Source organism: Sphingomonas sp. Leaf5, assembly GCF_001421155.1.
Lineage (GTDB): Bacteria > Pseudomonadota > Alphaproteobacteria > Sphingomonadales > Sphingomonadaceae > Sphingomonas.
This window is the reverse complement of record NZ_LMJZ01000001.1, coordinates 727,903-742,154: the sequence shown is the minus strand read 5'-3', so window position 1 is coordinate 742,154 and position 14,252 is coordinate 727,903. Positions and strand designations below refer to the sequence as shown.

The following is a 14,252-nucleotide window of genomic DNA, read 5'->3' as shown; positions in this document are numbered from 1 at the left end:
GCTGACCCAATAAGACGGTGTAACTCCAGTTACTACTGCGATCAATTCTTAACTAGGCTAATTGAGGCCGTACCGGTCCTATCCCAGCGGCATTAGTCGCCCTTGAGATAGGAGGATAATCAACGCGCTACCCAGCAGAACGCGATACACGACGAACGCCATATACCCCCGCGTCGATACGAGCTTCAGGAATCCGACGATCGATGCATATCCCACGACGAACGAGATACCGGTCGCCAGCAACGTCGGCCCGGCACCATAGGGACCGAACTGCCCCCACGTCTTGAGCAACTGGTACAGCCCCGATGCCAGCACGGCGGGAATCGCGAGCAGGAACGAATAACGTGCCGCCGCTTCGCGGGTGAACCCCATGAACAGCCCGGCGGTGATCGTACCGCCCGACCGCGATACGCCCGGCAGCAGCGCCATCGCCTGCGCAAAACCGAACGCGATGCCGCTGCCCCAGCCCAGCCGGTCGATCCCCCAGCGCCGCCGCCCGACCCGGTCGGCGATGCCGAGCAGGATGCCGAACCCGATCAGGCTGAACGCCGTGAACCATAAATTGCGCAACGACGTCTCAATCGCGTCCTTGAACAACAACCCGAGCACCACGATCGGTAGCGTGCCGATGATGACCAGCCAGCCGATCCGGGCATTGTCGGCATCGTGCGCCGACCGCCCCCCGAAGAACTGGCCCAGCCACGCCGTCGCGATCCGCCAGATGTCCTTGCGGAAATACAGCAGCACCGCCGCTTCGGTCCCGATCTGGATGATCGCGGTGAAGGCGGCACCCGGATCGGTGCCCGACGGCAGGAACGCGCCAGCAATGCGCAGATGCGCGCTGGAGGAGACCGGCAAAAACTCGGTCAGCCCCTGGATCACCCCCAGGATCGCGGCTTCGAACCACGATTGCCCATTGCTCATACCCGGGCGACTTTGTTGAAGCGGCCATTCTTGCGATACGCGACCAGCCATTCGGGCGCGACCGTCGACAACGGCACCGGACGGATATCGAACGCGTCGATCCCGGCCACGTCGCCGGTGACGACATTGTCGCGCGACAGCATCGCCCACTGATCCTTGCTAATCGGGGTGAACGGCAGCGCGGCGATCAGGCCGCCCAGCTCGTTGGCCACCTCTACGAAGCGCACGTCGCGGCCGATCGCGCGGGCGATCCAGTGGTTGAGTTCCCCCATCGAAATCACGTCCGGGCCACCGATCGCATAGGTCCGGCCACCGAACCGGTCGGGATCGGCCAGCGCCTTTGCCACCACCTGCGCCAGATCAACGACATAGATCGGCTGGAACCGGGTCGTTGCTGCCATCACCGGGACGATCGGCCGTCCGATCAGCGCCGGCGCGCCCGCGATCATGCCGGCGAAGCGATTGACGAAGCCGTCCTCGCGCCCGAACACGATCGACGGGCGCAGGATCGTGGCATGCGGGAACGCTGCGCGCACCGCGTCCTCGCCCGCCGCCTTCGACCGGCCATAGGCCGATGGCGACGCCGGATCGGCCCCGATCGCCGAAATCTGGACGAACGCCTTCGCCCCGGCCGCTGCCGCCGCCTCGGCGACGTTGCGCGCGCCGGTGACATGGACCTTGTCGAAATCGCCGTCGAGAATGCCGACGAGGTTCACGACCGCATCCGAACCCGCAACCGCCCGCGCCAGCGTGTCGGGACGCGACAGGTCGGCTGCGACGAACTGGGTTTGGCCGAGGCCGCCCTGCGTCCGCAGGTGCAGCGCCTGGCGCGGATCGCGCTGCGCGATGCGGACGCGGGCGCCCGCCTTCAACAATTCCTGTACGACATAGCGGCCGACGAAACCGCCACCGCCGAACAGCGTCACCAACTGGTTCTTCATCGTGCCCGCCTTTGCTTGGCCTGTATGCCACGCCCCATGCCGTTCCCGCATCCAAACGGCAAGGACAACGTAAAATCGCGAAACAAGTTGTTGACACCCCCCCGACGCCCCCGTAGAGGCCCCCTCCTACCCCGTGCCCAGATGGCGGAATTGGTAGACGCACCAGCTTCAGGTGCTGGCGATCGCAAGGTCGTGGAGGTTCGAGTCCTCTTCTGGGCACCATTTCTCACAGCATGAACATGCGCGGGGATCGTCCAGCACGATCCCCGGAGAACCTTGCCCCAACCGATCTTTCAGGCTGCACGTCGGCTACGCCTCGATACCGTACGGATCGAACCGTCGCGCTCGTGGCGGACGCGACTGGACACCCCCGTCACGATACGATCGGGGTGGATCACGGTGATAATGCGTATCTGGGAAGCCCGTGCGGCAGGCCAAGCGATCGTACCCGAAGGCCATGCCGCTTAGGCTCGAAACCGCCTCGCCGTACAACGCTTGCCGTACCGCCCGTGGTGGCACCTTCCCCCCGGGTCCGCAACCGCACGGGGTAGCGACTACGCATCCCGCCCGGCGGTCGGCACAAACGGTGCGACATCCCTCCCGCACCCTCCCCGCGTCAGGGATCGAGACCCAGTGCCGCCCGATCGGCGGTGGCGGCGGCGAGTTCGGCGCGGGCGGCGGCGATTCGTGCTTGCGCCTCAATCACGCGGACGCGGGCGTCGTTCGCCGTTTCCTCGCGCTGGTTGACGAGGAAAAAGTCGCTCGACCCCAGTTCGAACCGTCGCCGCTCGGCTGCGGCCAGTCGCTCGGCGAGCTGACGCTCCTGCTCGGCGATCACCGCCAGCTGCTCGGCCGCGCCAACGCCGATCGCGATGCCCTCCACTTCGACCGTGATCTGGTCGCGCAGGAAGCGGCTACGCGCCGACAGGGCGTCGAGTTCGGCCTGCGCTTCGGCAATGCGCCCCTTGGCCACGCGGTTCTGCAACGGCATCGAGAAGCGGAAGCCGACCGCCGTCTCCAGCGGGGTCCGCGACGATCCGCCCAGCCCCACCGGGCCGACATCCTTGCCGACTTCGCCGCGCAGGTCGAGCCGGGGGCGCACGTCGTTCTCCGCCAGCGCCAGCCGCGCCGTCCCCTGATCGATCCGGGTCAACAGCATCTTCAGATCGGGGCGGCGCTGTGCGAAATCGGCACGGGCGACAGCGGCCACGCCGGCCAGCGCGCCAAGATCGTTCGGCAGACGCTCGGGACCGACCAGGACCGGTTCCCCCGCACCATCGCGGAAGTACAGCGAGAGCGCATTGGCCGCCGCCGCGAAATCGCCCTCCGCCCGGACCACCAGCGCGCGCCGGCGGACGAGATTCTGGTCGTTCTCCGCGAGCAGGATTTCAGGCCGGGCACCGAGCTGGACCTGCCGCGCAAGGCCGCCGCGCCGGCTTTCGGACAGGGCGAGCAGGTCGCGATAGGCGCGCAGGCGCAATCCGGCCGCAACCCAGTTCTGATAGGCATCGATCGCCCCCCGCTGCACCCCGATCGCCACGGCACCGCGCTCGAACTGCGCGATGTCGATGTCCCCCGACGCCAGCGTGCGCTTCGTCCGACGCTCGTCGATCAGCCGGTCGCGCAGCAGCGCATAGAGCGCGCCGACTTTCGCCTCGCCCAGCCGGTTGGTATATTGCTCATCCTCATACACGGGAAAATCGCCGCGGCTGACGCGGTAATTGCCATAGACATAGCCGCCATTGCCGGTCAGCGGACGGGTCGCCCGCCCGGTGACATAGGTCCCGTCATAATAGCCGAGCGCGCGCGAGCGGCCCTCGGCATCGAACACGGTATCGAACGCCCCGTCGGCGGTGACGGCGCGCCCCTGCGCCGCGCGAACCTTCGCCAGCGCCTCGACGATCTGCGGCGCGGCGCGGGCCGAGGCGCGCAACACCTCGTCGAGGGTCAGCGGTGCCGCAGCGGGCGCCGGAGCCGGGGGCACCTGCCGGGCGGCAGCGGGCACGACGAACAGCTGCGCGGCGACCAGCGCGGACAGGAGGCTCGACCGGATCATTTCGGCTTGCCCGGCTTCGTCGCGATCTTCTTGTCATCCTCCTTCTCGCCCGCCGAACCCGCAGTCTTGTCGGTCGCGGTTTGGCCAAATTCAAGCGGGAAGTCGTTCAGCTGCCGCCAGAGTTCATACCCGACGGTCACGGTCTCACCCTGGACCCAGCCCTGCACCTTGCCGCCCAGCCGGACAAAGCGTCGTTCGGGCCATGCCGGCTTGCCGGGGGCCGGTTCGACGAGGATGCGGAACAGCCCCTGCATATTGGCATTCGGATCGATCGTGCGGACGCGCCCGTCGAAAAAGCCGTGCGCGATCGACGGCCAGCCGCTGAACTGGATCGCCGGCCAGCCTTCGAACTCCAGCCGTACCGGACGCCCCGGCCGCAGCAGCGGCACGTCGCGACCGTCGATCAGCAATTCGACCGCGCGCTTGACCCGTTCGGGCGCGACGACGGCAAGGACGGTCCCCGCCGTCAGCAGCGCACCGCCCGTCGCCGCGTTCAGATTCTGGATACGGCCCTCGCGCGGCGCCCGCACCAGCTGTGCCGACTGCCGGTTGAGCTGCACGTCGATGCGGTTCAGCTTGGCGCGCGATTCGGCCAGCTTCGCCCCTGATTCGGCGACCTTGATCTGCGCCTGTTCGTAATCGCGCCGCGACGCCAGCCCTTCGGAATAGAGCTGCCGCATCCGCCCGACATCGATCTGCGCGACCGCCTGCGCCTGTTGCACCGATGCGATCTCGGCCAGCACCTGTGCGCGCTCGGCCGCCAGCCGCGACAGCAGATTGGGGTCGAGGTCGACGATGCGCGCGATCGGGTCGCCGCGCCCGACATGCTGCCCGTCCTGCACATACCAGCGTTCGACCCGGCCGGGCACCAGCGCCGTCACCTCCTGCGCGCGGTCGTCGGGATCGAGCGACACGACCTGCCCGCGTCCCCGCGCCGTCTGTAGCCACGGCACCATGAACAGCACGACCGCCGCCGCCGCGATGCCGACCGCCAGCATCCACGCGATCGCCACCGCCACCCGCGGCGGACGCAGCGCCGCCAGCGTGCGGAAATGCGCCAGTTGTTCAGGCCGATGCGTCATCTGCGCCCTCCCGGTTGCCAGCGGCCTGCAGATCGGCGAGCCGGTCGAACCGGCGTTGTTCGGTCATGCCGAGATGGAGATATCCGTCGAGTTCCAGATCCTCGGGCCGTCCGGTACACAGCAGCACCGTCGTGCCATGCGCCTTCAGCAGGCGCAGCGCCGCGGCCAGCCGTTCGGGCGGCAACAGGTCGTACAGTTGGCCCAGCAGCAACAGCTTCGGCCGGACCAGCAGCGCATTGGCGAGCTTCAGCGCCATCGTCTCGCCGACGCTCAGCGGATAGCCGGTCGATCCCAGCTGCGTGTCGAGCCCCTTGGGCAGGCTGGCGAGGCGGCGTTCGAGACCGACCGTCGCCAGCGCCTCCATCGCCACCTCGTCAAGGTCTTCGGATGCGAGGCGGAGATACTGGCGGATCGTCGCCTCGACGATGGTCGAGCGGTCGAGCACCGTCACGTCCGATCGCAACCGGTAGATGTCGAACGAGCCGGGATCGGCCCCTCCGATGCGAAGCAGCCCCCGTTCGGGGAGCGCATGGCGTTTCAGCAGCATCGCCAGCCGCCGCTCGGCTCCCGGTTCGGCGACGGTGACCAGTTGTTCGCCCGCCCCCAGCGCCAGCGTATAGCGCGCACCGTCGAGCACCACGTCGGTCAGCTTCACCGCACCGTCGCGCGGACCATGGTCACCGCGCACGGTGGTTTCCTGCGGAATGGCGAACAGCAGCGACAATTCCTCCGAACTCGCGACCAGTTCGTAAAAGCTGTCGAGATACCAGCCGAACTGCGAAATGCCGTAAAAGACGCCCGACAGGATCAGCTCAGCCGCGACCAGCTGTCCCAGTGACAATTGCCCGCGCAAGATCAGCATGCCGCCCAGCAGCAACAGCCCGGCACTGGCAAAGGCATAGATCAGCAGGAACGCGACCGTTTGCGCGAACTGATACCGGAAATACCGCCGATGCGTGTCGACATAGCTGGCGGTCACTGCCTCCGAACGCTGCATCGCGAAATCCAGATGGCGCGACGATTTGTAGAAGCCGTTCGACCCGCCGACGCTTTCCAGCCAGTGGGCGGCCTTGTGCTTGGCATGGCTCAGCGCCACCGCCCCGCCGATCGCGCCACGCCGCCAGATCAGCCAAACCATGAAGATGGCCGCGACCAGCACGACGTTGAAGGCGAGAAAGACCGGATGATAGAAGCTGGTGATGGTCAGCCCGATCACCGCCTGCAACACGATGGTAAAGGCACCGATCACGAGGCTCGGCACCGATTTCTGGACGACGACCAGATCGAAGAAACGGTTGAACAGGTCGCCGCGATTGCCATCGGTAAAGAACGGGTCCTGCGCATGCACCGCGCGCAGCGTGACTTCGGCGACGATGCGCGAGAACAGGCGACGTTCGAACCCCGCCATGATCCAGACGCGTAGCGCACTCAGCGCCACCACCATCAATAGCAGCAGCAGCAGGACCCCCGACAGCGCCCATAGCGGCGCGGGCATCGCCGTATTGGCGACGCTGTTGATCAGCAACTGCACCGAGATCGGCGTCGCGAGCGCCAGCAGGCTGATCGCGACGGTATAGACGATGCCCAGCCGTACATAGGCCGAGTCGGGACCGATGATCTGCGAAAGCCAGCCGATCGCATCCCGGAACCCCAGTCGTTGCGTCGCCAAAGCACACCCCTATTCCTGCGTCCGGAACCGGTCGCCATCGCCCCGTGCTACCGACGCCAGACCGCCCTGCCGCGCCTTACGTCGAAAATCCCGTCTGTGTATCGGGCGCAATGTTAAATATTGTTGCTGTGCACCATTTGCCGAAGGATGCGCGCGGGCTTCGACCTGTTACGACCGTCATTGCACCCGATCCTGCGAACCGGCGTGGGACGCAGTCAAGTTGCTGGCCCGGCACACTGCCAATGCCGGCCAGTATGCCAAGGTTGGCTAGAAACCATGGCAGCCGTTGACAATCTCATTTGCCGCAGCGCAGCAGCACGATCGGCGACCGCCGCTTCGGCCCGGATCGGGGACCGGTGGCGAACGCCGCCATGTGGGCCAAGGCGCGTCGCTGCGGCCCACCGTCACCGCGGCCGGTTCTTCCCCCGGTCGACCTTCAGCGATAACTACGGAATTTCGTCATTCCCGCGCAGGCGGGAATCCATAGACGCCGACGGTTTGGCTGGATTCGCGACGCTGGCGTATAGGGACTCCCGCCTGCGCGGGAGTGACGAAGGGGAATTGAACGCTATTCCTGCGTCCAGCGAACTGAATGTCGATCCCGCCTAACAATCACCCTCACGAAAAAGCCGCCGGCGTGCATTCCTGCACCGACGATCATGTTCAAACGCACCCGATCATCAAGACCGCTGCGAAAGTCGCAAGCCTAGCCAAAAACTCTCCGTACCCCCGCGCAGGCGGGGGTCCAGAGCCAAACAGAACCACGGCTTGTGCCTGAAACCCTGGACCCCCGCCTGCGCGGGGGTACGGCAGGGGAGCGGGAAGGAATACTGTCGCAAAGGTCTCATCGTCCGGCGCTCGCCCCGCCCGATCTGACGCCAAATCAGAAGCTATAGGCGACCCCGACCGCACCCAGCCATTGGTTGCTCGACCCGTTGCGCGCGACGATCGGGCTGTCGGCGAAATCGTTCAGCAGCTTGCGATAGACGACGGTGCCGAACAGCTGCCAGCCCGAGCGCAGGTCGCCGCTGATCGACCGGCCGCCGAGCAGGCCCAGCGTCCAGTTCTTCCACCCGCCCCGCGCGTTGTAGACCGGCAGGCCGCTTGCCAGCGACTGCGCCGGCGTGACCGAGAAATAGCTGTCGGCATAGCCTTCGCCGACCCGTTCGGCCGACACGATCACCCCGACGATGGCGCGCGTGCTGAGCGGCGTCACATAGTTGATCGTCGGGGCCAGCACCGTCGACTTGTGGCCGCCGCCCACGTCCTTGCGATAGCTGACCGATGCCGACAGCCGGTCGAATTGCGAGGTGATGACCCCGGTCTTGCCCAACCCGACATAGCCGCCCAGTTCGATCGCGGTATCGACCGTACCCAGCGCGCGGACCTGCGCATCGTCGATGCCCTTGGTCGAATTGCGGTTCAGGTTCACGACCGCGATCGGCCCGGCCTGGAAATCCCAGGTCGGGCCGATGCCGTCGGGGATCAGGTCGACGCTGACGCGGTTGCCGGCGAGCAGGAAGTTGAACCCCGACACGCGGCCGGTCGCGGCCGGCACCGGGCTGAACGAATAATCGTCCGACCCTTCGTAATCGGGCAGCACCGCCGCGCCGAGGCCGACGACGTAGAAATCGGCACCGGTATCGGTGTTGGGCAGCGACGATGCCGGCACCGCCGGGGTCGCCGCTTCCTGTGCGAAGGCGGGGCCGGCAACGGCGGCGGCGGTCAGGACGGCGGCAAGAAAGGCGCGCAAGGGCGTAGCTCCGAGAAAATGTTACCCGGCCGTAACGCTACGCTGCGCGCTTCGGTCCGTCGCGACTACTATAGCAGATAGCGAATCCGCACCTGTTGCATGGTTACATCACCCGCGACCGGGAACTCCGCCGAGCTGAAGGCAGGCGGGCCGAAGCGGATCGCCGGATTGCGCGAGAATCCGAACCCTTCGCGCGGGATGCCGGCAAAGGTGTCGAGCTTCGAATTGTTGTTCTCGTCGTGGATCACCGATACGGCATAATCGCCACGCCCCAGCCCGGCGATGCGTACGCCGCGCTCCGCCGCGGCAAAGGTGCGGGTGACGGCATTGCGGTCGTCGGTGCAACCGGGAAAATTCTTCGGATCGGCGGTCAGGCACAGGCGGATGACGCCCTTGGCCGACCGCAGGTCGGCGATACGGACGTCAAGCGTGCCGGTCGGCATGGCCCCCGGCAGCGTCGCCAGCGCCAGCGCCGCCAGCGCGATTCGCCCGCCGCGCGACGCGCGCACGTTCCTTTTCGAAGTCGCCCAGCCCGCCATCGGTGCCGCACAACCGGTCCCAGAAGCGGAAATAGAGCCCGAAATTGCAGCCATAGCGCTCATGATGCCTCTGATGATGGCTGGCGGTAATCAGCCAGCCGCCCAATCGCCCCGACCACATGAATCGCGGGAACATTTCCCACCCCATATGGTTGGTTACCCCCATAACCGTCATGATCGTCAGCACCAACGCCAGTGCGCCGGTGTGAATCGGAATGACGAATACCAGTAACGGAATTACCACAGCGCCGGTTAACGCTTCGATCGGGTGGAACGCCATTGCCGCCCACGCCGTCGGCGGCCGGCTGGCATGGTGGACGGCATGGGCGATGCGAAACCATTTCGGCCGGTGCATCCAGCGATGCGTCCAGTAGAACCAGGTGTCGTGCGCAAAGAGGTACAGCAGCACCGATACCGGCAGATACCATAAGGGATAGGCGTGGACGTCGCGGTAGATTGCCGTCCAGCCGCGATGCTCCCAGCCCCACGCCACGATGCCCGCCGGCACGCCGTAGATCGCGGCGGACAACAGCGACCAGCGGATTTCCTTCGCGATCTGTGCGTCGAGTCCGCGGTACAGCCCCGGATGCTTGCTACGCGTCGCAAAGGCAAACCCGGCCGACGCCAGCAGATAGCGGACGCCGACGATCGCCGTCATCGCCACGGCGGACAGGAAGATAGCCAACGGGATCGACATGCAGCCGCTGTAGCGGATTGCAGGACCGGATGACACCCCAGATCCTCCCGGGGAAGGGCACCCAAAATCCTCCCCGGCACGGGGAGGGGGACCGTCGCCGAAGGCGGTGGTGGAGGGGGGCATCCACGAAAACAACGGCTTCGTATGCGGCGCTCCCCCTCCACTATGCCACGCATGGTCCCCCTTCCCGCTCGCGGGGAGGATTTTGTACGCGCCGTTGCTACTGTTGCCGCCCTCCCCTAGGGCCATCCCATGCCAACCATCCATCACTGCGACCTCGCCATCGTCGGCGGAGGGCTTGCCGGTGCGTTGATCGCGCTGGCGGCGGCGAAGCGGCGACCCGATGCGCGCATCCGCCTGATCGAGGGCGCATCGCATTTCGGCGGCAACCATGTCTGGTCGTTCTTCGGCAGCGACGTGTCGGACGATCATCGCGCGCTGGTCGCCCCGCTCATCGCCCATGCGTGGCGCGGCTACGACATCGTTTTTCCCGCCCATGCCCGCACGCTCGACACCGCTTATTATTCGATCACCTCCGAACGGCTCGATACGGTGCTGCGCCAGACGCTGTCGCGCGAGACGCTGATGCCATCGGTCCGCGTGCTGGGGGCCAGCCCGACCGCGGTCGTCCTCGCCGATGGCGACCGGGTCGAGGCACAGGGCGTGATCGACTGTCGCGGTCCCGGCGATACGTCGCTGCTCGACCTCGGCTGGCAGAAATTCATGGGGATGGAGCTGGTCACCGACGACCTGCACGGCGTCGAGCGGCCGATCGTCATGGACGGTTCGGTCGAACAGCTCGACGGCTATCGCTTCGTCTATACCCTGCCGTTCGATGCCTCGACGCTGTTCGTCGAGGACACTTATTACAGCGACACCCCCGATATCGACACGCAGCTGCTGGCCGGGCGCATCGCCGGCTATGCGCAGGCGCAGGGCTGGAACATCGCCCGCGTCGGTCGCAGCGAGACCGGCGTGCTGCCGGTCGCGATGGGCGGCGATTTCGAGGAATATTGGCGATCGGGCGGAAACCGCGTGGCGAAGGGCGGGATGCGCGCCGGGCTGTTCCATCCGCTGACCGGCTATTCGCTGCCCGATGCGGTGCGGCTCGCCCATCTGGTCGCCGACAGCGGCGACTGGTCGGGCGGCGCGCTGCACACGCTGACCCATGATTATGCCGCGACGCTGTGGCGACAGCGGCGATTCTACCGGATGCTGGCGACGATGTTGTTCCGTGCGGCGGAACCGGCGGAACGCTACCGTGTGCTCGAACGCTTCTACCGCCTGGATGCGGGACTGGTCGGACGTTTCTACGCCGGCGGGTCGACGCTGTTCGACAAATTGCGCGTGCTGACAGGCAAACCGCCGGTACCGATCGGACGTGCGGTACAGGCTTTGGTGGGGAGACAGGGGTGAAGACGGCAGTCGTAATCGGTGCGGGGTTCGGCGGCCTCGCGCTCGCCATCCGCCTGCAATCCGCCGGCGTACAAACATCTCTGGTCGAAGGGCGGGACAAGCCCGGCGGCCGTGCCTATTACTGGGAACGCGACGGCTTCGTCTTCGACGCCGGCCCGACCGTCATCACCGCGCCCGAAGCGTTGCAGGAACTGTGGCAGCTGACCGGCCGCGACATGGCGGAGGACGTGACGCTACAGGCGGTGTCGCCCTTCTACCGGCTCAACTGGCCCGACGGCACCAATTTCGACTATACCAACGACGACACGCTGCTGCGCTCCGAAATCGCCAAGCTCGATCCCGGCGACATCGCCGGCTATGCCCGTTTCCTCGAATATTCGGCGGGCGTGTACGAGGAAGGCTATGTGAAACTGGGGCACGTGCCGTTCCTCGACTTCGCCTCGATGATCAAGGCCGCGCCGGCGCTCGCGAAATATCAGGCATGGCGCTCGGTCTATTCGATCGTGTCGTCGTTCGTGAAGAACGAGAAGCTGCGCCAGGCGCTGTCGTTCCACACGCTGCTGGTCGGCGGCGATCCGATGAAGACCAGCAGCATCTATGCGCTGATCCACAAGCTGGAGCGCGACGGCGGCGTCTGGTTCGCGCTGGGCGGCACGAACAAGCTGGTCGCCGGCATGGTCCGCCTGTTCGAGAAACTGGGCGGCACGCTGATCCTGAACGACCCGGTCGCCAGCATCGACACGCTCGGCGACCGCGCGACCGGCGTCACGACGAAGAGCGGCACGGTGATCGCCGCCGACATGGTCGCGACCAACGCCGATCTGATGCACAGTTACAAGGATCTGCTGGCCGGTTCGCGCAGCGCGCAGCGCAAGGTCAAGCGCCTCGAAAAGAAGCGTTTTTCCCCGTCGCTGTTCGTCGTCCATTTCGGCATCAAGGGCACGTGGCCGGGCATCCCGCACCACATGATCCTGTTCGGCCCGCGCTATAAGGGGCTGCTCGCCGACATTTACGACCATGGCGTGCTCAGCGAGGATTTCTCGCTCTACCTCCACCATCCGACCGTCACCGACCCGTCGATGGCGCCGGAGGGGCATTCGACCTTCTACGCACTGTGCCCGGTGCCGCACACCGGCAAGTTCCCGGTCGACTGGGACAAGATCGGCCCGATCCTCGAAAAGCGGATTCTGGACGAGGTCGGTCGCCGCCTGATCCCCGACATCCACGACCGGATCGTGACGAAGTTCAGCTATATGCCGAGCGACTTCACCCACGATCTGAACGCGTATCACGGCTCGGCCTTCTCGCTGGAGCCAATCCTGACGCAGAGCGCCTATTTCCGCGCGCACAACCGCGACGACGACATCCCGAACCTGTATGTCGTGGGCGCGGGCACCCATCCGGGCGCGGGGATTCCGGGCGTGGTCGGCAGTGCCAAGGCGACGGCGGCGCTGATGCTGGGCGGGGAGGACTAACGCATCCTGCTCCCCTCCCCGACAAGGGAGGGGGTGGGTAGGCCCGTTATCGCGCGCGAACCTTCCCTTGCCGGCCGACCCACCCCCGGCCCCTCCCTTGCCAGGGAGGGGAGGGAAGTCCGCCCGTCGCACCGCGATCTTGCCCCCCTCCCGCCGATCGCCTACCGCTCACGCCCATGAAGCGTCTGGCCATTTACTGCGGGTCCGCGACCCCCGCCGATCCGATCTACATCGACTCCGCCCGCGCCGTGGGTCGTGCCCTTGCGGAACGCGGCATCGGCGTCGTCTATGGCGGCGGGCGGCTCGGCCTGATGGGCGCGGTCGCCGATGGCGCGATCGAGGCGGGCGGCGACGTCATCGGCGTCATCCCGACCGCGCTGGTCAAGGCGGAGGCCGCGCACAAGGGCCTCACCGAACTCCACGTCGTCGACACCATGCATCAGCGCAAACAGGCATTTACCGACCTGTCCGACGGCTTCGTCACCATCCCCGGCGGCACCGGCACGATGGACGAATTGTGGGAGGCGATGAGCTGGGCCCAGCTTGGCTATCATGCCAAGCCGGTCGGCCTGCTCAACACCGCCGGCTATTACGATCACCTGATCGCCTTCGTCGACAAAATGGCCGAGGTCGGCTTCATGCGCCCCATGCACCGAGACATCCTGCTGGTCGCCGACACGCTCGACGTCCTGCTCGACAGGATGGCCGCGCATACCCCGGTACAGGCGATCATCCACATGAGCAGCAAAGACCTTTGATCCCGCCCCGCGCCGAGCTCGTCGCGCACGCCCGCGACACCATCGCGCGCGGTTCGAAAAGTTTCGCGGCGGCGAGCAAGCTGTTCGACCGCCAAACCCGCGAACGCGCCTGGCTGCTCTATGCCTGGTGTCGCGCCTGCGACGATCTGGCGGACGGGCAGGACATGGGGCACGGGATGCAGCGGCTCGACGATGCCCCCGCGCGCCTGCTGCTGATCCGCGAGCGCACGGCGCAGGCGCTGGCCGGGCAGCCGACCGGCGATCCGGCCTTCGACGCGCTGGGCGTCGTCGCGGCCGAGGTCGGTTTGCCGCACCGGCTGATCCACGACGTGATCGACGGATTCCAGCTCGACGCCGATGGCTGGCAACCGGTGACCGAGAACGATCTGTACCAATATTGCTATCACGTCGCGGGCGCGGTCGGCGGGCTGATGGCGGTGGTGATGGGCGTGCCCGCACAGGACCACGACACGCTCGACCGCGCCTGCGATCTCGGCCTCGCTTTCCAGCTCGCCAATATCGCCCGTGACGTGGCGGAGGATGCCGCCGCCGGGCGCTGCTATTTGCCGCGCGACTGGCTGGCCGAACAGCGCATCGACCCGGCCGATCCGATGGCGACGCCCGATCGGGTTGCGGTGCTCGCCCGGCGGATGGCGGCGCGCGCGGCGCTCCACGAGGACAGCGCCCGGGTCGGCGCGGCGCGCCTGCCATGGCGATCGGCATGGGCGGTACTGGCTGCCGCCGACATCTATGGCGGCATCGCCCGCAAGGTTGCGGCGGCTGGCCCCGCGGCGTGGGACCAGCGCCAGACGACGTCGAAGGGCAAGAAGATCGCGGCGATCGCCCGCGCGTTCATCGCCGCCCGCTGGCGCCCGGCCCCCGATACGCCCCGCGACCCGTCGCTCTGGACGCGCCCGAACTAGGACGGAGCGACGTTCAACG

The 14,252-nt window shown here is 66.7% G+C and carries 12 protein-coding genes and 1 tRNA gene; 5 read left to right on the top strand and 8 right to left on the bottom strand.

The window, feature by feature from the left end:
* Positions 1-78: 78 nt before the first annotated feature.
* Together ASE50_RS03420 and ASE50_RS03415 are read right to left on the bottom strand one after the other, a co-directional pair.
* On the bottom strand, positions 79-924 hold the full coding sequence (locus ASE50_RS03420; RefSeq protein ID WP_056395446.1) for an undecaprenyl-diphosphate phosphatase: 846 nt from the start codon (positions 922-924) through the stop codon (positions 79-81).
* Positions 921-1,865, bottom strand: a complete 945-nt coding sequence (locus tag ASE50_RS03415; protein WP_056395442.1) for a complex I NDUFA9 subunit family protein — start codon at positions 1,863-1,865, stop codon at positions 921-923. Before ASE50_RS03415 ends, ASE50_RS03420 begins: the two co-directional genes overlap by 4 nt.
* Positions 1,866-2,000: 135 nt before the next feature.
* On the opposite strand from ASE50_RS03415, the gene ASE50_RS03410 reads away from it, so the two are divergent.
* Positions 2,001-2,087, top strand: a tRNA-Leu gene (locus ASE50_RS03410).
* Between the two features lie 394 nt (positions 2,088-2,481).
* Here the strand turns inward: ASE50_RS03410 and ASE50_RS03405 are convergent.
* From ASE50_RS03405 to ASE50_RS03380, 6 genes are all read right to left on the bottom strand, one after another.
* Complete coding sequence (locus tag ASE50_RS03405; RefSeq protein WP_082438741.1) at positions 2,482-3,921, bottom strand: TolC family protein; 1,440 nt, start codon at positions 3,919-3,921, stop codon at positions 2,482-2,484.
* Positions 3,918-5,003, bottom strand: coding sequence for an efflux RND transporter periplasmic adaptor subunit (locus ASE50_RS03400; RefSeq protein WP_056395439.1), 1,086 nt, complete (start codon positions 5,001-5,003; stop codon positions 3,918-3,920). The genes ASE50_RS03405 and ASE50_RS03400 overlap by 4 nt, the downstream gene beginning before the upstream one ends.
* Positions 4,987-6,672: an ABC transporter transmembrane domain-containing protein gene (locus tag ASE50_RS03395; protein ID WP_056395436.1), complete on the bottom strand. Its 1,686-nt coding sequence runs from the start codon at positions 6,670-6,672 to the stop codon at positions 4,987-4,989. The genes ASE50_RS03400 and ASE50_RS03395 overlap by 17 nt, the downstream gene beginning before the upstream one ends.
* Before the next feature lie 883 nt (positions 6,673-7,555).
* A complete protein-coding gene (locus tag ASE50_RS03390) occupies positions 7,556-8,425 on the bottom strand; it encodes a MipA/OmpV family protein (protein WP_056395434.1) in 870 nt (289 codons plus the stop codon).
* Positions 8,426-8,493: 68 nt separating this feature from the next.
* Positions 8,494-8,934 (bottom strand): DUF2141 domain-containing protein, encoded by a 441-nt coding sequence (locus ASE50_RS03385; protein WP_235512116.1) that lies wholly within the window; start codon positions 8,932-8,934, stop codon positions 8,494-8,496.
* Positions 8,849-9,661 carry a sterol desaturase family protein gene (locus ASE50_RS03380; RefSeq protein WP_056395431.1) on the bottom strand — a complete coding sequence of 271 codons (813 nt, stop codon included), beginning with the start codon at positions 9,659-9,661 and terminating at the stop codon, positions 8,849-8,851. Before ASE50_RS03380 ends, ASE50_RS03385 begins: the two co-directional genes overlap by 86 nt.
* Before the next feature lie 252 nt (positions 9,662-9,913).
* Here ASE50_RS03380 and crtY point away from each other — a divergent pair, with 252 nt between their 5' ends.
* The 4 genes from crtY to ASE50_RS03360 all read left to right on the top strand — a co-directional run bounded on the left by crtY (position 9,914) and on the right by ASE50_RS03360 (position 14,233).
* Positions 9,914-11,077 (top strand): lycopene beta-cyclase CrtY, encoded by a 1,164-nt coding sequence (gene crtY, locus ASE50_RS03375; RefSeq protein ID WP_056395428.1) that lies wholly within the window; start codon positions 9,914-9,916, stop codon positions 11,075-11,077.
* Entirely contained in the window at positions 11,074-12,552 is a 1,479-nt protein-coding gene (locus tag ASE50_RS03370) for a phytoene desaturase (RefSeq protein WP_056395425.1), read from the top strand. The genes crtY and ASE50_RS03370 overlap by 4 nt, the downstream gene beginning before the upstream one ends.
* Before the next feature lie 176 nt (positions 12,553-12,728).
* Positions 12,729-13,310, top strand: a complete 582-nt coding sequence (locus tag ASE50_RS03365) for a TIGR00730 family Rossman fold protein (RefSeq protein WP_056395422.1) — start codon at positions 12,729-12,731, stop codon at positions 13,308-13,310.
* Positions 13,307-14,233: a phytoene/squalene synthase family protein gene (locus ASE50_RS03360; RefSeq protein WP_056395419.1), complete on the top strand. Its 927-nt coding sequence runs from the start codon at positions 13,307-13,309 to the stop codon at positions 14,231-14,233. Before ASE50_RS03365 ends, ASE50_RS03360 begins: the two co-directional genes overlap by 4 nt.
* Positions 14,234-14,252 lie beyond the last annotated feature (19 nt).

What these genes read in the sequence shown, in the direction of transcription:
- ASE50_RS03420 (WP_056395446.1), bottom strand. Translation starts at nt 924, where the DNA reads ATGAGCAATGGGCAATCGTGGTTCGAAGCCGCGATCCTGGGGGTGATC.
- ASE50_RS03415 (WP_056395442.1), bottom strand. Translation starts at nt 1,865, where the DNA reads ATGAAGAACCAGTTGGTGACGCTGTTCGGCGGTGGCGGTTTCGTCGGC.
- ASE50_RS03405 (WP_082438741.1), bottom strand. Translation starts at nt 3,921, where the DNA reads ATGATCCGGTCGAGCCTCCTGTCCGCGCTGGTCGCCGCGCAGCTGTTC.
- ASE50_RS03400 (WP_056395439.1), bottom strand. Translation starts at nt 5,003, where the DNA reads ATGACGCATCGGCCTGAACAACTGGCGCATTTCCGCACGCTGGCGGCG.
- ASE50_RS03380 (WP_056395431.1), bottom strand. Translation starts at nt 9,661, where the DNA reads ATGTCGATCCCGTTGGCTATCTTCCTGTCCGCCGTGGCGATGACGGCG.
- crtY (WP_056395428.1), top strand. Translation starts at nt 9,914, where the DNA reads ATGCCAACCATCCATCACTGCGACCTCGCCATCGTCGGCGGAGGGCTT.
- ASE50_RS03365 (WP_056395422.1), top strand. Translation starts at nt 12,729, where the DNA reads ATGAAGCGTCTGGCCATTTACTGCGGGTCCGCGACCCCCGCCGATCCG.